The sequence below is a fragment of the Dethiosulfovibrio salsuginis genome, from assembly GCF_900177735.1.
In the GTDB taxonomy this organism is placed as follows: domain Bacteria; phylum Synergistota; class Synergistia; order Synergistales; family Dethiosulfovibrionaceae; genus Dethiosulfovibrio; species Dethiosulfovibrio salsuginis.
Genome location: NZ_FXBB01000033.1, coordinates 1 through 20,165 on the forward strand (window position 1 = coordinate 1; position 20,165 = coordinate 20,165).

Consider the following 20,165-nt stretch of genomic DNA (forward strand, 5'->3'; position numbering starts at 1 on the left):
TCCTCGAAGAGCTCTTCATAGGTGGGCTTCTGAAACATGGATAGGCCTCCTTTCAGATTTATTCTGATGCCATGATATCACGTTGCAAGAAACTAAGGAACTGCTGATTTAGGACCTAAATCGGCAGGGGGACTGAATAGTTACGAGATCCGCTATGTGCTCAAAGGAGGCTCCTGAAAGAAACCAATCGCCACGGTTACGATCCATAAACGGCGCATAATAGCCGCTTAGACGATAATAATTAGAATAAGCAAGAAAATTACTTGCATAATCAAGATTTCCAAAAGCTAGATTTCTACTTTTGAGGAGAGAAATCTGCTCCTCTATGGATAAAGCCAGCTTGGTATACTTTGCCATCGTTATGCCTTTCTCAAAAACACAAAAAATACCTACCGATTTGGGCTTTGTCCCAAAGGACAAGAGGCCTGGTAGGCTTATTAGCCATATTATATAGGATTTTTCAATGGATATCAAGTCTTATTCTGACATAAGAGATCTAGGCCTCGGCTATGATTAGAAAAGCCTTGTCGGAGAGACACCACTTGTTTTTCAGGGTGTCTAGTGGAAAGGGGGCCCTATAGCAAATGCCCTGCCCTCTTCACTATACCGCAAAAACATACGAGACAACTATGAGGAAATCTCAGTACCTACATGCGGTCAGGCCCTCCCCTCCAATAGAGCGTTCCACTCCGATCGTCGTAGTTAGGACCACGACCCACCGAGCAAACAATCGATAAAGTCGGTGCATAGATGCCACAGGCATCCCACCGATACGGCACGCCACTTCCATGACGGAACCAGCAATAGGCCGCAATAGAATATCCCCGCCCATACGGTATGGAGGGGGTGGAAACCTATGCTACAGCGATTGGGGTCAAAAATTGGATCCGCCAGGAGGTGGTCCAGATCTATGATCATCGTCGCCACCATAATCAGAGCTGCTTTCCGCCACTCTTTCCTCCAAAATAGCTTCGCTAGTAGAAACGGCACTAAAAAGTGGAATGAATAGTGAATTATATGCCTCAGCACTAGCGCAGCTCCTCCTTAAGCTCCTTAGCTGGCCTGTAGTCCTCGTTTATGGACAGCGCCAAGTCCACCCAACGGCGGGCCTCGTCCTTCCGTCCGGCTCTTTGGTAGGCTCTTGCGACCCACAGGGCGGCCAGGTAGTTTCCATCGTAGGATTCCACCCCTCTGGCGAAGGAGGCCGCAGCCTCTTTGTATCTGCCGGAGGAGTATTTGCCGTATCCGTCCCTCTGGATTATGCCAAGGACGTTTTTGAGGCCATTTTCTATGGGGTAGGTGGATATGACCTTAGCCTGGTCGGAGCCGTTTGGGTCGAAGCCATCCACCGGTAGAACCTTGGGCTTTGGGGCCTCCTTCTCGGGCAGCTTGGATTTTCTCTTTTCCCTGACGTCGCTTTTCTCCCATCCTTCGGCCTGGGCGGCAAGCCTGGTCATCCTCCGCTCCGTGGGGGGATGGGAGTTGAAGCCGCTGGGGGAGGTCACCTGGCCGTTGTCGGCCATCCTTTTGATGGCGTTGTACAGCGACCAGGCGGAGTATCCCGCTTTGTAGGAGAACTCCACACCGGCGTCGTCGGCCTCGACCTCCTGTTCCCTGCTGTATCCCTGAACCGCCAGGGTAGCCCCTAAGCCTATGGCGACCTCCACCGTGTCGTTATCCAGCAGTTCGTTCAGGAGAACCGATAGGAGGCCGATACCGACGTTTCGCTTCATGGCTGACTCAAGATGGCCGTGGATTCCGTGCCCCATCTCGTGGGCCAAAACCCCTGCGATTTCGTCCTCTGTCTCAAGGACGTTCAACAGCCCCCGAAATACTACGACCTTATAGGCCCCGTTTTCGATGGTTATATAGGCGTTTGTCTCGTCCTTCTCCTCCAGATGTAACGACGCTTTAAATCCGGTGGTCTCGGACAGCCGCTCCCACGCCCTCTCCATGGCACCCTGGGAGACCTTGGCCTCGGAGGGACCGACGGCAAGGACGATCACCAAGGCACACAGGGCGACAAAGGCCGATATCTTCGCTGTTGCTTTCCGCACCATGTAACCTCCTCCCATAACCCCACGGATCACGAGGAAAAGCCGCTTTTTTGCAGGACCACATAGTTCTTTTTTATGTTGTCGTGAAACCGCTCGGGCAGATTATCCCAAACGAACAGGTCAACTCTGAAGGGCAGGGAGCTCTCCTCAAAAGCCTCCTTAAGGTCAAACACCGAATCGACCTGCTCTTCAGAGGCAAAAACCACCATATCAAGATCGGAATAAAGCCTCGCCGTGAAACTTACCCTAGAGCCATAAACCCAGACCTCGGTGTTTGGAAGATACCGTCCCAACAGCCTAACTATCTGCTCTCTCTGGGAGGGGGTTATGTCGATATCCCGCAGCTCACCGTTATTCATGCCCATGTATCTCCGCTCAGGGCCTGATAAAGATCGACAACGTCTCCGTAGAAATCTTCTACGACCGCCAACACCTGATCGGCCTTTTCCGCAGAGTAGTCGTGGGACGTGCTCTGACGAGCGTTGATATAGCGAATCCAGTTTTCCACCGCCCCGACAATACCGGCCTCTCCGGCGAGACGGATAATCGACTTTGGGCTTCCGCTTGCGGCCTCAGCAAAGCCCTCTTCGTGAAGATAGCGCTTACAGCTTTTCCAGGCAACCTCAAGAGAATACTCAAACCGTTTAACCAAAGAATCCTGAATAGCCTCTCGCTCCAGATCGCTACGATCGGCGTTATCGTCCTTATACGCGTTGAGCATCTCCTCAAATCGTCTTATGGCCTTTTTAAATTGGTCAAAGTCCATGGTAAAGATCCCCTCCTCACTATCGACAAAGGCTACCTAACGATATTACATCGACAGCCTCAAAAAGGACAGACCTGGATACCTATGCTTTAGGCCTTCCTACGACAGGTTAAGAGTGGGGCAAGTTGGATAATCCATGGCCAAAAGGCCGTCATAACGACATAGCGATAGGCGACGTGATCTGTCGACCATCTCATTGCCGTGACAGAGGCCAGGAACAGGCCAAGGCAGGCCCCCCACAGAATCTCCGCAAGGCAAATTCGGCTCAATCTGTCTCGCCGGATGAAGGCGAAGTAAATCAGAGCAAGAGCTGAAAGCGATGCGACCAACGAAAGTAACGTCATATTGCCGTCGGACATGATGCCGTAGCGTAGCTGAACGGACCTGTAATATACGTGCTTCATTACTCCCGCTCTCTCCTCGCAGAGCCAACGGATAACCGGGCAGAGGGCCAGAAGAGAAACCTGCACAATAAACACCAAAAAGAGGAAAAAGGCCCTGGGAGAGACTTTCCCGGGCCTTTTTATCGAAGCGCCTATCTTACCGGCTCCCCTGTTTCGAAGGGATATCCTTCGTTGCTCCATCCTATCCAACCGTCGCTGAACATAGAGGTATTATCAAGGCCCATGGCCCTAGCGTAGAACCAGACCTCCGCGGCCCGCCAGCCGCTACCGCACATAAACGATAGATGCTTTGACGTATCGACGCCACAGCTCTCCCACATGGAGAGAATATCTCTAGGCTCTCTCATGGTTCCGTCCAGGTTGCGATAGTAGTCCAGAGAGTTGGAGTCGGTCTTACCTGCGTAGGCAAAGACGGAGCCTGGAATACGTCCCTTTCTGTGGTGATAGGAGTATCCCGAGACCTCACCGATATGCTCATCCCAGGTCCTTATGTCCACCAATACAAAGCCATCGTCGCTAGCAAGTTTTTCCTTGGTCTGGTCAAGAGAGTCCAATATTTCAGGCCTGCCAGGGGATGTTCTGCCGAAGTCGTCGATGGGCTCGGCCTTGACGCTATCGGTGTCCAACGAGTATCCCCCACGTACCCAGCTACCTATGCCACCGTTGAGGACCCTGACGTCTTCGACTCCCAGATACTCCATGACAAAGGCCACCCTATAGGCCGCCATCTGGTTTTCACCGGTAACGACGACGGTATCGCTCGCGGAAACGCCAAGCCTCTTGGCCAGGTCCATCAGCTTATCGTCGGAGGCCAAGATCCACATGGTCACAGGTTTATCCTCGCCCTTTAAGAGTCGTTCTACCGGAGGTTCCACCCAGTCGGTATCGACGTGAACTGCACCAGGTATATGGCCCTTGGCGTAAGAGTTCTTTTCCTCTCCCCAGCTGGCCTCCAGTATAATGACCTTTCCGGCGTTTTCGAAGGTCTCCGGCCTCTTGCCGTCCACAAGGTCCTTCAGCACCTCAGCAGGAACCAATAGACCGTAGCCAGGCAGACTCTCCACAGGACGGGCCAGGTCGTCGATCCATTTTTTAGCATCGTAGGTTAATATATCGCTAAAGCCTCTGCCTTCGAGCCATCCCTTAACCTTGGCGGCGTCACGACCGTTTATATCGTACAGCACCACCTTTTTGTCCTTTGCGATTCCCTTGTCGGACAAAGCCTGATTCAAAACCTCTTCTCCGTCCTTGCTGTCAATGTCGAGCCAGGAAGCGGAGAAATTGACCGCACCGGCGATATGGCCTCCTCTGGAGACATCTCCCAGCCTCCAGCCGTTAAAGGCATCGCTGTCTCTGGTGTCGACCAGGACGCAGTGCCCTCCACCGATAATCTCCTCCAACCGATTCGTGTCGATCTCCTCGGAAAAAGCCACCGAGTGGGACAAAAGCGGCGTCATCAAAAGGACAAACCCTACTATCGCTCTGAAACCCATAAGCATCATCTCTCCCTATCCCAAATAAATTATGTTTTCGAATAGAGATTATACCTACAAACCCAGAGATCGTACAACCCCTATACAGGTGTAAAGACCTCCGGCTCCCTTCTGGCGGAGAAGTTATCCCATAGCCTTTTGCCAACCGACGCCACCGGTTCAAGGGTCAGGACCCTGGCTCCGGTTGGACAGCCTTTGACGCAGGCACAGCAAAAGGTGCAGGCGACTCCGTCGGTGACCGACGGATCAATGACGTCTATGGCCCCGACTGGACACAAAGAGGCGCACTTGCCGCAGAGGATACACTTCTCCACGATCGTATCAGGCGAGCCCTCGGGCATGACCGATGGCTCTTTGTAGGGCTCCTTTCCAGGAAGCTCCACCTCCGCAATGTCGTCCAGGCCCCCAAGGCAGATCTCTCTGACAGCCCTTCCGAAGGACTGGGCCTGAGCCATATCGTCCTGGTCCGGCCGTCCCATGGCGGTGGGGTATTCCTCCGTGGCGAAGGAGTGCTCTCCGATAAAAGCGCCACCGGCCACGACCTTAAACCCCGATCCAAGGAGTGTGTTCCCCAGCTCCAGCAGGGCGTCGTCGTAATGCCTGTTTCCATAGACAACGACGGCTACGGCGGGCCGTCCGTCCCCTCTCAAGGTCTCAAGAAAGGATCTGACCTCCTTGGGGATTCGGCCGGAGTAGACCGGCACTCCTACGACGACTATATCCCCTGCGATAGGTCCATTAGTCCTGTCGCAGGGAGCGGTGACGTTCAATATCTCGCTGGGCTCTCCCCACCCCGAACGAATTCCCTCAAGGACCTTTAACGTCGTCCCTGTGGGCGAATATGCCACCGCCACGAGCTTCGTGTTTCCCAAGATAAATCCCCTCTTCCCAATTGATAAAGGCTATCGACAATACTACATCGATAGCCCAAAAAAGAACAGGGAGATAAAGGTCACAAGAGGATAAAGTGTTATGCGATAAGCATCGCAGGACACTCAAACCCTGAAGGAGGACCAAAATATGAACGAAAAAGTAGTAAAGCTTGCAGAGGAGCTGATGGCGAAATCGGAGGTTATCACCCTAGCGTCGATCAACGAGTAGGGCTTTCCGAGGATCTGCGCCATGGCGAACGTGAGGCCCGAGGGCATAAAGACGATTTGAATGGCCACCGGAACCAACTCCAAGAAGACGGGGCACTTCAAGAACAACCCAAAGGCCAGCGTCTGTTGCCACGCTGGATGCGATAGCCTGAGCCTTTTGGGAAACGTGTCGGTGATATCCGATAAGGAGGTCAAGCACTCCCTATGGCAGGACTGGTTTATCGAGCACTTCCCCAAGGGAGTTTAGAGCTACAGCCACTTTTTTCTCTTAAAGAACAGGATCATCGATCCGCCGATCCCTACCATGACGACCCACACAAGGGGGTATCCCCATCGCCACTCCAGCTCGGGCATATACCGAAAGTTCATGCCGTAGACTCCTGCGATGAAGGTCAGAGGAATGAAGACGGTGGCTATGATGGTAAGGACCTTCATGACCTCGTTCATACGGTTGCTGACGCTGGAGAGGTAGGTATCGTGCATACCGCCTAACAGGTCTCTCAAGGCCTCCACCATGTCGATGACCTGTATGGTGTGGTCGTAAAGGTCCCTCATGAAGACCTTGGTCTCCGTCTGAAAGAAGGACGTCCCATTTTTCTCCATAATCCCTATTCCCTCCCTCAGGGGCCATACGGATTTTCGAAGGATCAGGACGTCCCTCTTAAGCCTGTGTATCTCCTGTAGATCCCCTGGCTGGGGGTCGCTCAGAAGGTGGTCGTCCATGTCCTCTATAAAATCCCCGACCTTCTCCACAGCCAGAAAATAATGGTCCACCACCGAGTCGATGAGGGCGTAGGCAAGGTAATCGGACTTAAGGTTCACCATCATCCACTTTGATTTCCTTATCCTCTCTCGAACCATGTCGAAGACGTCCCCCTCGTCCTCTAAAAAGGATATGACGTAGCCTTTCCCCAATATGAGGCTGACGTGTTCTACATCGATGCACTTCGCCTCGTCGTCGTAGCTGATCATCTTAAGTACAACGAAAAGATACTCCGGAAAGACCTCCGCCTTAGGCCTCTGAGAGGTGTTCACTATGTCCTCCACCGTCAAGGGGTGGAGGTTAAACTTTCGCCCTATGGCCTCCACTATCCCCAGGTCGTGAACGCCGCTGACGTTTATCCAGGTCACGGCCCCTTCTTCGGACGGATCAGGGAGCTCCTGTACCGGGACGTCTTTAAGCTCTAGCACCTGGTTCTGACCGTAGCTCATAATATCGATGCGGATATCGTCCATCTTGCGCTCACCGACAAAAATAGGGGTTCCCGGTGCGGTGCTGGTCTTAGCCCTCCGCTGGGATAGCTTCTCTCTTCTTCGTTTTTTCCCAGTGCTCATGCATAGGCCTCCATTTTTTAGTTGTAGCCCGATAATACAGCAAAGCCCCCGACAATTCCACGTCGGGAGCCTTGGGTGGTTTTCGGTTATTTTTTAGGGATTACCTGTCTCATGGATTCAGCGAGATCCCTGTCAAGGATGGTCTTTATCACTGCCCTGCCGATAACCTTAGCTCCCAGTAAAAGGGCCTCGTGGGCCTCTGGGCCAGTGACGGACTCGGCAAACTCCACCGTGTGAAGGGCGTACCTGTCTGAGGTTATAGCCAGCAGGGGCTGTAGTGCAGGACACCTCTGAGAGACGTTGCCCACGTCGGTCGACCCTGTTGGATCCACCGGGGGATCGAAGGGAATGCCCAGCTCGCTGTAGATCTCCCCTATCATGGACTCTCCAGGCTGGTTGGGGATCATCTCGTCGAAGCTGGACTCGAACTTTTCCCACGAGACCTCGGTCCCGGTGGCCAGTGCGGCTCCTCTGGCACAGTCGAGGCAACAAGACGTCAGGCCGTCCAAATAGCTCCTGGTGGGAGCCCTGAACTCAAATCGACATACCGCCCGGTCGGGTACTATATTGGGGGCAGCTCCGCCGTAGTCGAAGACCCCGTGCATTCTGGCCTCGGGGATCGTGTGCTGCCTCAGCATGTCCACGGCGTGAAACATCAATTGGACCCCGTTGAGAGCGTTTTTGCCCTCCCATGGGGCCCCTGCTGCGTGAGAGGCCCTGCCCTTGAAGGTGAACCTGTATCCGTCCATCGCGAGAGACCGAAAGGCGGTCGTGTTGAATCCCCCGCAGGAATGTATCATTATAGCCAGGTCGTAGCCATCGAAAAGGCCCGATTCCGCCATGGAGCACTTGGCCCCGTCGGTCTCCTCGGCGGGAGTGCCTATGACGTGGATCGATCCGCCTAAGTCGTCCGCAAGACCTATCAGGCCCAGCCCCGCCAGGACAGACATGGATCCGTGAACGCAGTGGCCGCAACCATGGCCGAGTCCAGGGAGGGCGTCGCACTCCACCATGACCGCAACTTTAGGGTCTCCTTTTCCACAGGAGGCCTTAAAGGCGGTGGGGAGCCCGCCGTAGGGCCTCTCCACGTCGTAGCCCTCTTTGGCTAGTAGCTGGACTATCTTATCCGTCGTCTTAAACTCCTCCCCCGAAAGCTCCGGGTTGGCGGCCATCCAGTCCGACAGGTCCTTTGCCTCGGGGAAAAAACGCTCTATCCCATCGTCCAACCGACGGACCGCGTCGGAATAGTCTATGGACATAGCCCTAGATCCCCAAGGCCACTGCCGCAGCTATGAATATCCCCTGAAACGCGAGAGCAATCAGGAAAAACGGTATAAAGAAGCGATACCATTTATCCAGAGGAACGTGAGCTATGGCGCACATGATGGGGATAAGGGCGGTGGGCCACAGCAGGTTGGAAAGGCCATCCCCAAACTGGAAGGCCAACACCGCTACCTGACGACTTATGCCAAGCACGTCGGAGAGGGGCGCCATTATGGGCATTGTGACGACGGCCTGACCACTGCCGGAAGGTATCACGAAGTTGATCAGGTTCTGAACAACCAACATCCCCTCGGCGGCGAGCCAACGGGGGAGGTCCTGGAGTGGGAGGGAGAGGTAATAGACCACCGTATCGACGATATGCCCCTCTCTCATCACGACGAGGACTCCCCTGGAAAGACCGATTATCATACAGCCGAAGATTATATCTTTCAGTCCCTTGACGTACACGTCGGCAAGCTTATTGGGGTTAAAACCGCCCACCAAACCGGAGACTATACCCATCACTACAAAAAGCCCCGAGAGCTCGTTAAAGTACCAGCCTCTCTGGGTAACACCCCAAACCAGTGCAGCTATAGAGAGGACGATCACAATACACACCGATCTAGTCCGAGCGTTGAACTGAGTGTTTAAAAGTTCATCGTGGTCGAGCTGAAGATCGCCCATATCAACTCCCGCCATGTAGCTTTTTGAGGGATCCTCTTTAATTCGCTTGGCGTAGCGCAGTATCCACCAGCAAGCCAAGGTCTCCATGACTAACCAGACCACCACCCTGAAGGCCCATCCAGAGAGCAGAGGAATGCCCGCAAAGTTCTGGGCCAATATTACCGTGAAAGGGTTCATGACCGCGGCGGTATAGCCTATTCCGACCGCCATCCCCACGGTGGCTAGCCCCACTATGGCATCGTACCCCATGGCGATAGCCATTCCCACGAATAAAGGAAGAAAGCCGAAGGTCTCCTCGAACATGCCAAAAACCGAGGCAGACATACCGAAGATGTAGACGAAGACGACAAGGATATAGTCGCTCCTGTCCTTGAATAAACGAAGCAACCAGCCGATAAAGGCGTTAAGAGCCTTGGTCTCTAAGACGACAAACCAGGACGCGTAGGCCAGAAGGACGAAGAAAAACACTCCAGCCGCGTCAACAAGCCCCTTCTGTATCGCGATAAAGGTCTGGAACGGACCGACAGGGGTCGAGGCGATTTCCTTAAACGAACCGGGAATCACCACAGTCCTGTTGATGGTCTCGTTCATCTCTCTGGAGAACTCCCCCGCTGGAAGAACCCAGCTCCCGACTGCTGCAAGGATGGTCAGCGACACCAAAAGAACGTACACGTGAGGAAGGGTAAACTTCTTCTTTGCCGAACCATCCTTTTTCTCTTCTACCTGAGACGCCATCTTCCACGTACCCCCTTTAATATGTTGGGTTTTCCACCCAGACAGGATAGCACAAATCGGTCCATGTGGACATAAGTTTAAAAAAACGTCTATCGTGAAGCCAGCTCCCGCAACTTGACTTTTTTGCACGACTGGACTAACTTACTTGTCGATAAGTAAATTAGTAAGATCTAGCTAACTAGCTGTCTTCCTGGGGACAGTATGGAGGCAAAAACGGAGGAGCGATTTATATGCACAAGGAAATGTCGGCACTACCAACTACCATGTTGATAACCCTCTGGGCAAAGGCCACCGAGAGCTCCATGGAAAGGCCCCTGCTGAGAGATCCCAAGGCGGTTGAGATAATGAAGGCGGTGGACTTCGATTTTTCGGTGTTCGATGGATGCTGGAAGTCCTAGATGGGGGTGGCGGTCCGCTCCGCCATACTGGACCGAGAGACTAAGAGGTTCCTGAAAAAACACCGAAACGGGGCGGAGGTAAACCTGGGAGCGGGGTTGGACTCCCGTATGGAGAGGCTAGGGGTAAAGAACGTCACGTGGTACGACCTAGACCTCCCTGAAGGCATAGAGATGAGAAAAAACTTTTTTGACGAGACCAAAAATCGACGGTTTATAGCCAAGTCGGTTTTCGATTTCTCCTGGATGGACGATATCAAGACCGAAGGGGGTCCCGTGCTTTTCATAGCAGAGGGACTTTTGATGTACTTCCCCGAGAAGCAGGTCCGCCGACTTTTCGTAGAGCTGGCAAAAAGGTTTCCCGGTGGGGAGATGCTGTTCGAGTCTACCGCCCCCTTCGTGGTCGGCAAGGCTCGGTTTCACGACTCGCTCTCCAAGGTGGACGAGATCCCTGAATTTCTGTGGGGGCCGAAAAAACCCGAGGTGGTATCTTCCTGGTCTCCCGGGATAGTCTTCGTCGATAAGTGGAACTTCTTCGACTACGCTAAGTCTAGGTGGGGCTGGATGAGGTTTGCGAGGCATCTACCTGTCCTGGGCAAGTCAATGTCATGTCACATAGTGAAGGTAAAATTCCGCTAGAGAAAAACCCAAGCCCCTGTCGGCGTCGAGTCGACAGAGGCTCTTTAGTGACCTTTAGAGGTTTACTTTCCTCTAGCTTGTTGGTAGACTTCACATTATTTGAGAACGAGAACTTATAGAGCCTCTACAAACATATCAATCGGAGCTAACAGATATTTTGCACCACGCTGGATCGGCTTATATTCTGAAAGGAAGTGATAAGAATGCTGGAGGCAAAGGGACTCAGCTTCGGATACGATAAAAAACCCATACTTAAGGACATTTCCTTTTCAGCCTCTAGGGGACAGGTCATCTCCCTCATAGGTCCCAACGGATCGGGAAAGTCCACCTTGCTCAGGTGTCTCTGTGGGCTGCTTCCGACAGGGAAGGAGACCGTTCGTATTCTCGATAAACCTCTAGGTAGATATTCCTCCCGAGAGCTCTCCCGGGTAATCGCCTTTCTACCCCAGATGCAGGAGAGGGTTTCGTCGATATCGGTTTACGAGCTCGTCGGCATGGGCAGGGCCCCCTATCACAGATCAGGGTGGTTTCTAGACGGAGAGGATCATCGGAAAATCCGGTGGGCCATAGGGTATATGGGCCTCGATTCTCTGGTGAACAGACCTATTGACATGCTTTCAGGCGGCGAGAGACAGAGAGCCTGGATCGCTATGGTGCTGGCTCAGGATACGCCGATTATCCTCCTGGACGAGCCGGTTACTTATATGGATCTAAAGTTTCAATGGGACCTCCTGACGGTGCTCAGAGACCTGCGAAACTCCTTTCAGAAGACAGTAATATCGGTCTTCCACGATATAAACCACGCCCTGGAGATATCGGACCGAGTTTACCTCTTAAAGGACGGGCGAATACACAGCACCGGGACATCGGACCAGGTCATAACCGAGCGGTCCATCCTGGAGGTCTTCGATATAGGAACCCACGTTTGCAGGTTTAAAAAGTGCAGAAGGCCTGTGGTCGTTCCATGCGGCTAAGGGCATAACAACAACATAGGGGCATCTCTAAAAAACCTGATCCTCGAAGGTGAGTTTTTAGAGGTTTCCATACTACTAAACTGGGAGGCCAAACAAACATGACAGAGAATTACAGCTCAAAGAGCTCGGCCAGAGCCCTGGCCCTATCGCTGATCGTCACCGGCTCTATCCTTTTAGGCGGAGGTAAAGCCCTGGCGGAGGGCACAGAAGGGTTCAAAACGGTGACCGATCACCTGGAGCGCACGATAGAGATTCCCAAAGACCCTCAAAGAATTTTGGCACTGAACCCTAACATGATGGACTTTCTCTATATCCTGGGATACAGCCCTGTGGGGAAGGTAGAGGAATACGAGATTCGACCGGAGGGTGCGGCCTTGCCCAGCGTCGGCAGGCAGAACAACGTCAACGTAGAGGCGGTCTACGGACTTAAACCCGACCTGATCTTCGGCAACGTGGGCCACATGGCCCCTATCATGGACGCTTTGGAGCAGACAGGGGCGGCGGTGGTGGCTCTGGACGCCAAGAGGAACGACGACGCCCTTCTAGGGGTGATGTACCTTATGGCTCAGGCCCTGGGGAAAGAGGAAGCAGCCGTGGAGTATAAGGCCTTGTTCGACTCGGTAGTCGAGAAGGGGAAGGCAAGGCTCAGGGAAACCCAGCCGGATATCAAAAGCATGGTGATCCTACAGGGAGGAGTCAAGAGCATCCTGGCCTTTATGCCTGGGAACTTCCACAGCGATTTAGTAGGAAGACTGGGCCTTAGAAACATCGTCCCTGTCGACTTTTCAAGGGTCAGCAAGGAGGTCCCATCGGCCATAGCATTCAACATAGAGAGCATTATGACCGAGGATCCCGACGTCATCTTTATCCGAACGGTGGGCAAAGGGGGTGGCTCCACCGTTGAGCGAATGAAAAAAGACCCAGCATGGAGCTCCCTGAGAGCGGTCAGGGAAAATCGGGTGATAGTCATGCCAGGAAAGCTCAACCCAGGAAAGATAGGCCTTCATGAAGCGACCCAGTGGATAGCCGATCAGCTATGCTCCATCGAGGCGAAGTGATCGATCAAAACCAAGGCTACGACAGGGCCAGAGGGAGACGGCTAACAGCTATTCTCTTCTCTATTTTTATCGCTTTTGCGCTGTGTGTAACCAGCGTAGCGGTGGGAACCCTTTCCTTCAGCCCTATGGACGTGTGGGAGGGATTAAGGGGGATCAGCTCAGAGCCTCTGGTTAATCAGATTATCCACAATATCCGTCTTCCTCGGGTTCTGACCGGACTTTTTGCCGGGATGAATCTGGCGGTTTCTGGGGCTCTCTTACAGGGCATCCTGAGGAATCCTCTCACCTCACCTCACATAATAGGGGTAAACGCTGGAGCGGGATTTATGGCGGTGGCTGTGATGATTCTCTTTCCCGAGAAGATCGAATGGATCCCTTCTGGAGCCTTTGTGGGGGCTCTCATGGCGGCGATGCTAGTTTACGGCCTTTCACTGGCATCTAGAACAGGGGAGACCGTCAGAATCATCCTGGCGGGAGTAGCGGTCTCCGCCCTTCTCAGTGCCCTCACGTCGGGAATGATGTTTTTAAACAGCGATCAGCTTGAGGTGACCTACGGCTGGCTTCTGGGAAGCCTTTCCGGCAGAGGGTGGAGCTATTTTCATCTACTCTGGCCCTACAGCTTGGGCGGCCTAGCATTGGCGTTGGCTCTCGCCCCAAAGGTAAACCTCTTCTCCCTAGGCGACGAGATCGGCAGCAGCCTGGGCTTACAGGTCCCTCTGTACAGAGCCATTCTACTGGTGGTGGCATCGATTTTAGCAGGAAGCGCCGTCAGCGTCGCAGGGACCATCGGATTTGTCGGCTTGATGGCCCCTCATCTGGCTCGACTGATGGTGGGAAACGATTATCGGTATTCCCTGATCCTCACCGCCGTTTTAGGGGGAGTTCTCCTGGCAACGTCGGACACGGTTGCCAGAACGATATTCCAGCCGATAGAGCTCTCGGTGGGAATAGTGACAGCGGTACTGGGAGCACCGTTTTTCCTCTTTCTGCTTTTCAGGAAGAGGTAGGATAAAAAGACAAGGAAGAAGGTGTCGACATGTCCAATTTTCTCATACACACATCTATAAACGCCAGGCGATATATCATGGACCACCTCAAGGAGAGATTACAGCAGTTGGAGGGACGGGGAGGTTCGATCTCCCTGAAGACCCCCGGTCACGACCACTCTAAAAACTGGATCCTCGAGTCCATATCGGAGGGTGGGGTTCCTGACGTGATGCTCTCCCACGGAAGCGATTTCTCCGTTATGGACGAGGTAGGGTGGGATCGTCTATCCTCCCACTCTGGTTGGGCCGGAAATCCCTCGCTTCATCGGGACTCCACTCCCTTTCACGACCCTGAGGGAAAATTACACCCTATTTTCGTCGTCCCTATGGTCCCTGTCTACAACCTAAACCTCGTAAAGGCCGACGAATTGACCGGAAGTTGGTCCGACCTAATGAACAAAAACTTTAAGGTCCTGTTCCCCGACAAGGACACCCCCATAAGCAAGGCGGTCATGGCCTATCTGAAAAGGACCTGGCCGGAGGAGTATCCCTCCTTCCGCAAAGCTCTCTCCTTCGGAGGCTCTCCTGTGGAGGTTATCCAGGCGGTGGGCAGCGGTCAGTTCCATATGGGCATCTCCAACGTTTCTTTCTCCATGATGGCAAAACAGAGAAACGTCGAGATAGACCCACCTTCGGAGGGAGCTATCCCGGTCCCACAGGTTTTGGCTTGGAACGACCAAGCATCTCCTGAGCTGTCCGTCATACACGAGCTTCTTATGGAAGAGGATCTCCAGCGTTATCTTGAGGGACAGGGATTCTGGGCCGTGGCGGATATACCAGAGGACGGCCGTTTTCCTGTGCCAAGGTGGAAAAGCCCCTGGAGCGGCTGGGAGGACTTTTTCTCCGGTCTCCGTGATCTGGAGAGGGAGGAACTCTCCAATGCATAGGCCATCGGAATTCTACTCTATGCTTGCGCCGATATACCCCCTTCTGATCCAACAGTTTGCCGACGATTATCGGCTGGAACAGGGTATCGCCTTAGACATCGGGACGGGGCCGGGATTTCTGGGAACCGAGCTCGCTAAGATCACCGACATGGAGATCTATTTCGTGGATCTGAGCGATAAAGCCCTACTGTCCGCAAGAGAGAGATTCGAACGTTCAGAGACCGACAATAAGGCGGCTTTTGTCCAGGCCGACGTGAGAAGCCTACCTTTTGAGGACGATTTCGCAGACTTTATCATGAGCAGAGGCTCTATCTGGTTCTGGGAGGAGCCAGAAAAAGGGCTCGCGGAGATATATCGGGTACTAAAACCCGGGGGAACGGCAATCGTTGGAGGAGGCCTAGGAAGGTATATTCCTTCGTCCATGAGACAGAGGCTCGTGACAGCCAACCGAGAGAGGATGAAAAAATCGGGAGAGACCCGACCACGATTCGAGGACTTTTCAAGGATGATCGAATCGGCTCTTCTCGACAGGGCCGGGGTAAACTCCTTCCGACTGATCTCCGAGGATCCAGAGGGGAAAAGCGGCAAGTGGGTGGAGATACAGAAGAAGACCAAAAACGGCGGGGGCTCTCTATGAGATTAAAGTTATCAAGCTCTAAGAACAAAAACCTTTTAGCTCTGCTCGTCGCGTTATCCTTCATGTCAGGAGCTCTAGGTGCAGGAACGATAGAGGCATCGTGGAAAGAGGTGGACCACACGGGACAAGAGGTAGAAATCCCAGAGTCCAAAGGGGGCATATTGGCACTGAACCCCCTTCTGATGGAGGGTTTATTCGCTCTAGGGATAACCCCCCTTGGCAAGATAGACGAATATCGAATCAGGAAAGAGGGAATCAACCTGCCCTCGGTGGGAACCCAACCTAACGTGGACATAGAGTCGATTTACAGGCTGAACCCATCTCTGGTGATAGGACATATAAGGTTTCACGGCAATATAGCAAAGACACTCCGGGAAAACGGTGTCTCCGTATATCTGGTCGATCCGGCGAGGATGGGGGATAATCCCATGCTGGATTCGGTGATGTTCTTGGGCAGGCTCCTTCGTAGCGAGGCTACAGCCCAGGAGTACGCCGACAGAACGGAGGCCATCGCTAGAGATCTAAGAGGAAGGATTACGTCCGAGACAGATGTCCGAAGCGCGATTATCCTCCAGGATGGGAACAGAATAGCCGCAGCGCAAAACGCCACCGCCTACGGCTCCATCCTCCGAGCCCTAGGAATAAGGAACATCGTGCCAGACGGGATTCTTGGCTCTAACAAAGAGAGCTTCGTGGACTTCGATATCGAGACCATTATATCGTCGGACCCGGACGTCATCCTCATCGTAGCGTCCAGTGACGATCAAGATAGAAACAGAGCGACGGTGGAAAAGTTTACAAAAAACTCGATGTGGATGGAGACTAAAGCAGTGCGTAACGATATGGTCCTGATCCTGCCCTTCAAGGTAAACCCCGGTCGAGGAACCGCAGAGGAACTTCTTCGTCTCACAGCAGAAACTATTTTAGGAGATCAATAGGAAAATGAAGGTGATAACCGTATCAGGCCCTCCTTCTTCTGGAAAGACAGCTATCGTTCTGAAGACAGTTCAGGAGATGAGGGGAACAGGGCTATCCATAGGGGCCGTCAAATTCGACTGTCTCAGCACCGATGACCGAAAACAGTACGAGGCCCATGGGATAACGGCGAGGACGGGCCTTTCCGGGAGCCTATGCCCCGATCACTTCTTCATAAGCAACGTGGAGGAGTGCGTCGACTGGGGGCTGGAGAGATCCTTGGACATCCTTTTTCTCGAGAGCGCTGGGCTGTGTAACCGATGCTCTCCCCATATACAGGGCATCACGGCGATCTGCGTAATTGACAACCTTATGGGGGTTAATACGCCTAAAAAGATCGGCCCCATGTTGAAGTTATCGGACATAGTAGCGATAACCAAAGGGGATATAGTGTCTCAGGCGGAAAGGGAGATCTTCGCCCTAAAGGTAAGACAGGCCAATCCCGACGGAAAGGTCCTTCACGTCAGCGGGATCACAGGACAGGGCGCCTGCGAACTAGCATCGCTGCTGATGGAGACCGACGATATCCGATCCCTCTCGGGCAGAAGCCTTCGCTTCTCAATGCCTTCTGCTCTATGCTCCTACTGTATGGGTGAGACCAGAGTAGGCAAGGAGCATCAGATGGGGAACATACGAAAGATACGTCTGGAGTGAAAAAATGACCACCTTAGAGAAGACTATCAACGACGGTATCGCAAACGTCCGGCTTGAGGACCTTTTCGCTGAATATCCCTACGCCAAGGACTTCTTAGACGCCAACGGCCTACCTCCAGCCGACCTGAACGACACGGTAGGAGAGTACCTTTCATCCATGAGCCCGGTCTTTCTGGAGGACATAGGATTCGAGAGGGAAGGACTGATAGAGCGGCTCTCATCCTTTATAGAGCGAATGAGGGACGTGAAGGAAGGCCCCGGATTTTCCGTGGGCAAAATAACCGTCCTCGGAGGTAGGGATAAAAGTGGCATACCGGAGGACGTAGTCCTTGAGATGAACGTAGGGGAGATTATCTGTATCGTAGGTCCCACAGGATCGGGGAAGAGCCGGCTTCTGGCGGATATAGAGTGGATGGCCCAGGGAGACACTCCCACTGGGAGGGTGATAATGATCGACGGCGAGAGACCTCTCAGCAAATGGAGGTTCTCCCTGGAACATAAGCTTGTGGCCCAGCTATCTCAGAACATGAACTTCGTCATGGACCTCTCCGTACTTGATTTTGTGACGATGCACGCCGAGAGCCGGATGATCTCCGACGGCGAGGAAAAGGTAAAGACGGTTATAGAGCAGGCTAACCTCCTGGCGGGAGAGTCCTTTTCGGCGGATACCCCGATCACAGCACTGAGCGGAGGACAGTCCAGAGCTCTGATGATCGCCGACACCGCTTTTTTGAGCACCTCTCCGATCGTCCTTATCGACGAAATAGAGAACGCCGGAATCAACAGGAAAAAGGCCATGGATCTACTGGTAGGACGGGAGAAAATAGTCCTTATAGCGACCCACGATCCACTTCTGGCTCTCGTGGGCTCCCAAAGGGTTGTCATAAAAAACGGCGGGATCAGCAAAATCATCCGCACCACCGAAAGGGAAAGGGAGCAGATGAGGACCCTGGAGAAAATCGACGATTTTCTGTTAAGCTACAGAGAGAGGCTTAGAAACGGAGAAGCCCTAGACGACCTTCCCGATGACCTGAACATGAGGTCGCTCTGAGGGGAATAGATAAAGACCCAAAAGGCCATCCCTGTTCCTGCAACAACTCAACGAAGGATAAGGCATAAGGACATCTCCATAATTTAGGCTAGTAATAAGAGGGCTTGTGGCTTCCCATTCTGAGAAGCCACAAGCCCTCTTATAGCGATAAAAGCTCTATATGGCCTCTTTAGCGAAATTGACGATCAAATCCTGGCAGGTCCTTATGTAGTCCTTTATCCTGTCAATTTATATAATTCACTAACTTACCTATAGATGGGATTTCGCAGACCACCTTATCCCCTTTTTTGAGATATTTAGGGGGAGAGAACCCCATACCCACCCCAGCGGGGGTCCCAGTGGCGACGATGTCCCCTGGTTCTAAGGTCATTCCCATGGATAGCTCGGAGATCAGTGAGGGTATGTCGGCTATCATCATCTCGGTGTTGGAGCTCTGCCGGAGCTCGTCGTTGACGTAGCTCCTCACGTCGATCTTTACGGGAAAGGGCAGAGCGGATTTATGGAGTATGGCCGGTCCCATAGCGGTGTAGGTGTCCAGACTCTTGCCTCTGAACCACTGACCGTGACGTTTCTGAAGGGACCTTGAGGAGATATCGTTGAACACCGAGTAGCCGAAGATATAGTCCTCCACTTCCTCTATAGGGATATCCTTCCCTCTTTTACCTATTATGACCGCAAGCTCCACCTCGTAGTCCAGCTTATCGTCCAGGTCATCCCTTAGCTCGATGGTATCCTCCGATCCAAGGATAGAGATGGCCCTTTTGGAAAAGTAGACCGGAGCTGTAGCCTCTTTAAAACCTTTAACGGTGTCCTTGGTCTCTTTTAGGTGATCCAAGTAGTTCACTCCGACACAGAGGATATCGTGAATAGGCCTTTTTATCGGAGGGCAGATCACGACCTCCGATAGTCCATAAGTTCGATAGTCCTCAACCCTAGAGGTCGCCGATGCCAGCAGAGCTATATCATCATCGGAAGCTCTCTCGATAAGTGCCTTAATGGAGCTGACGTCCTTCAGGACGGATCGGACGTCAAGAACTCGGTCATCCTGGAGAAGGACCCCGACCCCAGACACCCCTTCTTTGTTAAACGCTACAAACCTCAAACCCATCCCCTCCTATATTTTTAGCTTTTCTCCAACGACACCTAGACCTATTCCAATTACTATCACAAGACTTCCCAATATCTCCCAGGTCGAGGGAGACTGACCTAAAATTACCGCCGATAGAGCCAGGGTAACCACAAGCTCGGTGGTGGCCACACCGCTCCCGAGAGAGGCGGACACCTTTCTGAGAGCGAGAAAAAACACACCGTAGCCCATCAAAGACCCCACAAGGCCGATAACCAAGGTACCCCACCACTGGGCAGAGGTAAACCTCAAGATATCGCTAAACGCACCGGTCAGAGCCCCTAATACAGCCATTGATAACAGGGCCATGAGGTGGAAGTAGAGAAAGAAGGTCTCCTGAGCCATGCCCCCTCCTCGACTGGACAGCCTCCCGAAAAGGGAGAACAGGGCCATTCCGAAGGCACAGCTGAGGACCAGGCATACCCCTAGAGAAGAGACAGGGCCCGATGTAAGTGCCGAGAGACCGACAGCTATGGCCGCCCCGGATACTATCAAGACAGATGACAACATCTGAAGCCAAGAGGGCCTCTCGCCTAAAAACACGCCGGAGGCAAGGGTCGTCCAAAGGGGATAGGTATAGAGCAGTATCACCGCAGTGGGAACCGATATGTACTTCAGGGAGTAAAGATACCCCAGATAGATACAGAAAACCGTCACCGTTCCCGACAGCCAGAGATACAGGGCTTTATTTCCCGGGAAATAAAGAAGCCGCCTGTCCTTTATGGCTATTCCAACTCCCCAACCTATCACCAGTATGATAAGCCTGACTATAGCCACCGATATAATGTTCGCCGAATGGTTGTTTAAGACTTTGCCGACAATGCTCAACGTGGACCAGCAACAACCTGCGAGGGCAGCTAACAAAACACCTTTCAGAGTATCCATT

General features: G+C 52.9%; 23 protein-coding genes. 11 read left to right on the forward strand and 12 right to left on the reverse strand.

What is annotated here, in order from left to right; genetic code table 11:
• Positions 1-702 precede the first annotated feature (702 nt).
• The 7 genes from B9Y55_RS10435 to B9Y55_RS10465 all read right to left on the reverse strand — a co-directional run bounded on the left by B9Y55_RS10435 (position 703) and on the right by B9Y55_RS10465 (position 5,592).
• The gene (locus B9Y55_RS10435) at positions 703-1,029 is read right to left on the reverse strand and encodes a DUF6122 family protein (RefSeq protein ID WP_085545302.1); all 327 of its coding nucleotides are present in this window, start codon (positions 1,027-1,029) and stop codon (positions 703-705) included.
• Positions 1,029-2,060 carry a M48 family metalloprotease gene (locus B9Y55_RS10440; protein WP_159448326.1) on the reverse strand — a complete coding sequence of 344 codons (1,032 nt, stop codon included), beginning with the start codon at positions 2,058-2,060 and terminating at the stop codon, positions 1,029-1,031. The genes B9Y55_RS10435 and B9Y55_RS10440 overlap by 1 nt, the downstream gene beginning before the upstream one ends.
• Positions 2,061-2,086: 26 nt before the next feature.
• Complete coding sequence (locus B9Y55_RS10445; RefSeq protein ID WP_085545303.1) at positions 2,087-2,416, reverse strand: nucleotidyltransferase family protein; 330 nt, start codon at positions 2,414-2,416, stop codon at positions 2,087-2,089.
• Complete coding sequence (locus B9Y55_RS10450; RefSeq protein ID WP_085545304.1) at positions 2,413-2,823, reverse strand: HI0074 family nucleotidyltransferase substrate-binding subunit; 411 nt, start codon at positions 2,821-2,823, stop codon at positions 2,413-2,415. The genes B9Y55_RS10445 and B9Y55_RS10450 overlap by 4 nt, the downstream gene beginning before the upstream one ends.
• 89 nt (positions 2,824-2,912) lie before the next feature.
• Positions 2,913-3,305 (reverse strand): hypothetical protein, encoded by a 393-nt coding sequence (locus B9Y55_RS10455; RefSeq protein ID WP_143340912.1) that lies wholly within the window; start codon positions 3,303-3,305, stop codon positions 2,913-2,915.
• A gap of 53 nt (positions 3,306-3,358) precedes the next feature.
• Positions 3,359-4,720 carry a sulfurtransferase gene (locus tag B9Y55_RS10460; protein ID WP_159448327.1) on the reverse strand — a complete coding sequence of 454 codons (1,362 nt, stop codon included), beginning with the start codon at positions 4,718-4,720 and terminating at the stop codon, positions 3,359-3,361.
• An 80-nt stretch (positions 4,721-4,800) separates the two neighbouring features.
• Positions 4,801-5,592 carry a 4Fe-4S binding protein gene (locus tag B9Y55_RS10465; protein WP_085545306.1) on the reverse strand — a complete coding sequence of 264 codons (792 nt, stop codon included), beginning with the start codon at positions 5,590-5,592 and terminating at the stop codon, positions 4,801-4,803.
• Positions 5,593-5,881: 289 nt separating this feature from the next.
• On the opposite strand from B9Y55_RS10465, the gene B9Y55_RS10470 reads away from it, so the two are divergent.
• Entirely contained in the window at positions 5,882-6,067 is a 186-nt protein-coding gene (locus B9Y55_RS10470) for a pyridoxamine 5'-phosphate oxidase family protein (protein ID WP_085545307.1), read from the forward strand.
• Positions 6,068-6,069: 2 nt separating this feature from the next.
• Here the strand turns inward: B9Y55_RS10470 and corA are convergent, their stop codons facing one another.
• From corA to B9Y55_RS10485, 3 genes are all read right to left on the reverse strand, one after another.
• Positions 6,070-7,155, reverse strand: coding sequence for a magnesium/cobalt transporter CorA (gene corA, locus B9Y55_RS10475; protein WP_085545308.1), 1,086 nt, complete (start codon positions 7,153-7,155; stop codon positions 6,070-6,072).
• A gap of 86 nt (positions 7,156-7,241) precedes the next feature.
• Positions 7,242-8,414 (reverse strand): M20 family metallopeptidase, encoded by a 1,173-nt coding sequence (locus B9Y55_RS10480; protein WP_085545309.1) that lies wholly within the window; start codon positions 8,412-8,414, stop codon positions 7,242-7,244.
• A gap of 4 nt (positions 8,415-8,418) precedes the next feature.
• On the reverse strand, positions 8,419-9,837 hold the full coding sequence (locus tag B9Y55_RS10485) for a YfcC family protein (protein WP_085545310.1): 1,419 nt from the start codon (positions 9,835-9,837) through the stop codon (positions 8,419-8,421).
• A gap of 242 nt (positions 9,838-10,079) precedes the next feature.
• On the opposite strand from B9Y55_RS10485, the gene B9Y55_RS13300 reads away from it, so the two are divergent.
• The 10 genes from B9Y55_RS13300 to B9Y55_RS10530 all read left to right on the forward strand — a co-directional run bounded on the left by B9Y55_RS13300 (position 10,080) and on the right by B9Y55_RS10530 (position 18,153).
• Positions 10,080-10,235 (forward strand): hypothetical protein, encoded by a 156-nt coding sequence (locus B9Y55_RS13300; RefSeq protein WP_159448328.1) that lies wholly within the window; start codon positions 10,080-10,082, stop codon positions 10,233-10,235.
• Positions 10,236-10,871 carry a class I SAM-dependent methyltransferase gene (locus B9Y55_RS10490; RefSeq protein ID WP_085545311.1) on the forward strand — a complete coding sequence of 212 codons (636 nt, stop codon included), beginning with the start codon at positions 10,236-10,238 and terminating at the stop codon, positions 10,869-10,871.
• A 203-nt stretch (positions 10,872-11,074) separates the two neighbouring features.
• Complete coding sequence (locus B9Y55_RS10495; protein ID WP_085545312.1) at positions 11,075-11,845, forward strand: ABC transporter ATP-binding protein; 771 nt, start codon at positions 11,075-11,077, stop codon at positions 11,843-11,845.
• A gap of 98 nt (positions 11,846-11,943) precedes the next feature.
• A complete protein-coding gene (locus B9Y55_RS10500; RefSeq protein WP_085545313.1) occupies positions 11,944-12,903 on the forward strand; it encodes an ABC transporter substrate-binding protein in 960 nt (319 codons plus the stop codon).
• Positions 12,864-13,910 carry a FecCD family ABC transporter permease gene (locus B9Y55_RS10505; protein WP_143340914.1) on the forward strand — a complete coding sequence of 349 codons (1,047 nt, stop codon included), beginning with the start codon at positions 12,864-12,866 and terminating at the stop codon, positions 13,908-13,910. Before B9Y55_RS10500 ends, B9Y55_RS10505 begins: the two co-directional genes overlap by 40 nt.
• A 29-nt stretch (positions 13,911-13,939) precedes the next feature.
• Complete coding sequence (locus B9Y55_RS10510; RefSeq protein ID WP_085545315.1) at positions 13,940-14,836, forward strand: ABC transporter substrate-binding protein; 897 nt, start codon at positions 13,940-13,942, stop codon at positions 14,834-14,836.
• Positions 14,829-15,473: a class I SAM-dependent methyltransferase gene (locus B9Y55_RS10515; protein ID WP_085545316.1), complete on the forward strand. Its 645-nt coding sequence runs from the start codon at positions 14,829-14,831 to the stop codon at positions 15,471-15,473. Before B9Y55_RS10510 ends, B9Y55_RS10515 begins: the two co-directional genes overlap by 8 nt.
• Positions 15,470-16,411 carry an ABC transporter substrate-binding protein gene (locus tag B9Y55_RS10520; protein ID WP_085545317.1) on the forward strand — a complete coding sequence of 314 codons (942 nt, stop codon included), beginning with the start codon at positions 15,470-15,472 and terminating at the stop codon, positions 16,409-16,411. Before B9Y55_RS10515 ends, B9Y55_RS10520 begins: the two co-directional genes overlap by 4 nt.
• 4 nt (positions 16,412-16,415) lie before the next feature.
• Positions 16,416-17,102: a GTP-binding protein gene (locus B9Y55_RS10525; RefSeq protein ID WP_085545318.1), complete on the forward strand. Its 687-nt coding sequence runs from the start codon at positions 16,416-16,418 to the stop codon at positions 17,100-17,102.
• Positions 17,103-17,106: 4 nt separating this feature from the next.
• Complete coding sequence (locus B9Y55_RS10530) at positions 17,107-18,153, forward strand: ATP-binding cassette domain-containing protein (protein ID WP_143340915.1); 1,047 nt, start codon at positions 17,107-17,109, stop codon at positions 18,151-18,153.
• Positions 18,154-18,376: 223 nt separating this feature from the next.
• Here B9Y55_RS10530 and B9Y55_RS10535 read toward each other — a convergent pair whose 3' ends face one another.
• Together B9Y55_RS10535 and B9Y55_RS10540 are read right to left on the reverse strand one after the other, a co-directional pair.
• On the reverse strand, positions 18,377-19,255 hold the full coding sequence (locus tag B9Y55_RS10535; protein WP_085545319.1) for a fumarylacetoacetate hydrolase family protein: 879 nt from the start codon (positions 19,253-19,255) through the stop codon (positions 18,377-18,379).
• Positions 19,256-19,267: 12 nt separating this feature from the next.
• Complete coding sequence (locus B9Y55_RS10540; protein WP_085545320.1) at positions 19,268-20,164, reverse strand: DMT family transporter; 897 nt, start codon at positions 20,162-20,164, stop codon at positions 19,268-19,270.
• Position 20,165 lies beyond the last annotated feature (1 nt).

Excerpts from the sequence above, each read along its gene's own strand:
- B9Y55_RS10515 (WP_085545316.1), top strand. The coding sequence starts at position 14,829 with ATGCATAGGCCATCGGAATTCTACTCTATGCTTGCGCCGATATACCCC.
- B9Y55_RS13300 (WP_159448328.1), top strand. The coding sequence starts at position 10,080 with ATGTCGGCACTACCAACTACCATGTTGATAACCCTCTGGGCAAAGGCC.
- B9Y55_RS10520 (WP_085545317.1), top strand. The coding sequence starts at position 15,470 with ATGAGATTAAAGTTATCAAGCTCTAAGAACAAAAACCTTTTAGCTCTG.
- B9Y55_RS10495 (WP_085545312.1), top strand. The coding sequence starts at position 11,075 with ATGCTGGAGGCAAAGGGACTCAGCTTCGGATACGATAAAAAACCCATA.
- B9Y55_RS10500 (WP_085545313.1), top strand. The coding sequence starts at position 11,944 with ATGACAGAGAATTACAGCTCAAAGAGCTCGGCCAGAGCCCTGGCCCTA.
- B9Y55_RS10480 (WP_085545309.1), bottom strand. The coding sequence starts at position 8,414 with ATGTCCATAGACTATTCCGACGCGGTCCGTCGGTTGGACGATGGGATA.
- B9Y55_RS10525 (WP_085545318.1), top strand. The coding sequence starts at position 16,416 with ATGAAGGTGATAACCGTATCAGGCCCTCCTTCTTCTGGAAAGACAGCT.
- B9Y55_RS10440 (WP_159448326.1), bottom strand. The coding sequence starts at position 2,060 with ATGGTGCGGAAAGCAACAGCGAAGATATCGGCCTTTGTCGCCCTGTGT.
- B9Y55_RS10530 (WP_143340915.1), top strand. The coding sequence starts at position 17,107 with ATGACCACCTTAGAGAAGACTATCAACGACGGTATCGCAAACGTCCGG.
- B9Y55_RS10485 (WP_085545310.1), bottom strand. The coding sequence starts at position 9,837 with ATGGCGTCTCAGGTAGAAGAGAAAAAGGATGGTTCGGCAAAGAAGAAG.
- B9Y55_RS10510 (WP_085545315.1), top strand. The coding sequence starts at position 13,940 with ATGTCCAATTTTCTCATACACACATCTATAAACGCCAGGCGATATATC.
- B9Y55_RS10470 (WP_085545307.1), top strand. The coding sequence starts at position 5,882 with ATGGCCACCGGAACCAACTCCAAGAAGACGGGGCACTTCAAGAACAAC.
- B9Y55_RS10540 (WP_085545320.1), bottom strand. The coding sequence starts at position 20,164 with ATGGATACTCTGAAAGGTGTTTTGTTAGCTGCCCTCGCAGGTTGTTGC.
- B9Y55_RS10460 (WP_159448327.1), bottom strand. The coding sequence starts at position 4,720 with ATGGGTTTCAGAGCGATAGTAGGGTTTGTCCTTTTGATGACGCCGCTT.
- B9Y55_RS10445 (WP_085545303.1), bottom strand. The coding sequence starts at position 2,416 with ATGAATAACGGTGAGCTGCGGGATATCGACATAACCCCCTCCCAGAGA.
- corA (WP_085545308.1), bottom strand. The coding sequence starts at position 7,155 with ATGAGCACTGGGAAAAAACGAAGAAGAGAGAAGCTATCCCAGCGGAGG.
- B9Y55_RS10490 (WP_085545311.1), top strand. The coding sequence starts at position 10,236 with ATGGGGGTGGCGGTCCGCTCCGCCATACTGGACCGAGAGACTAAGAGG.
- B9Y55_RS10450 (WP_085545304.1), bottom strand. The coding sequence starts at position 2,823 with ATGGACTTTGACCAATTTAAAAAGGCCATAAGACGATTTGAGGAGATG.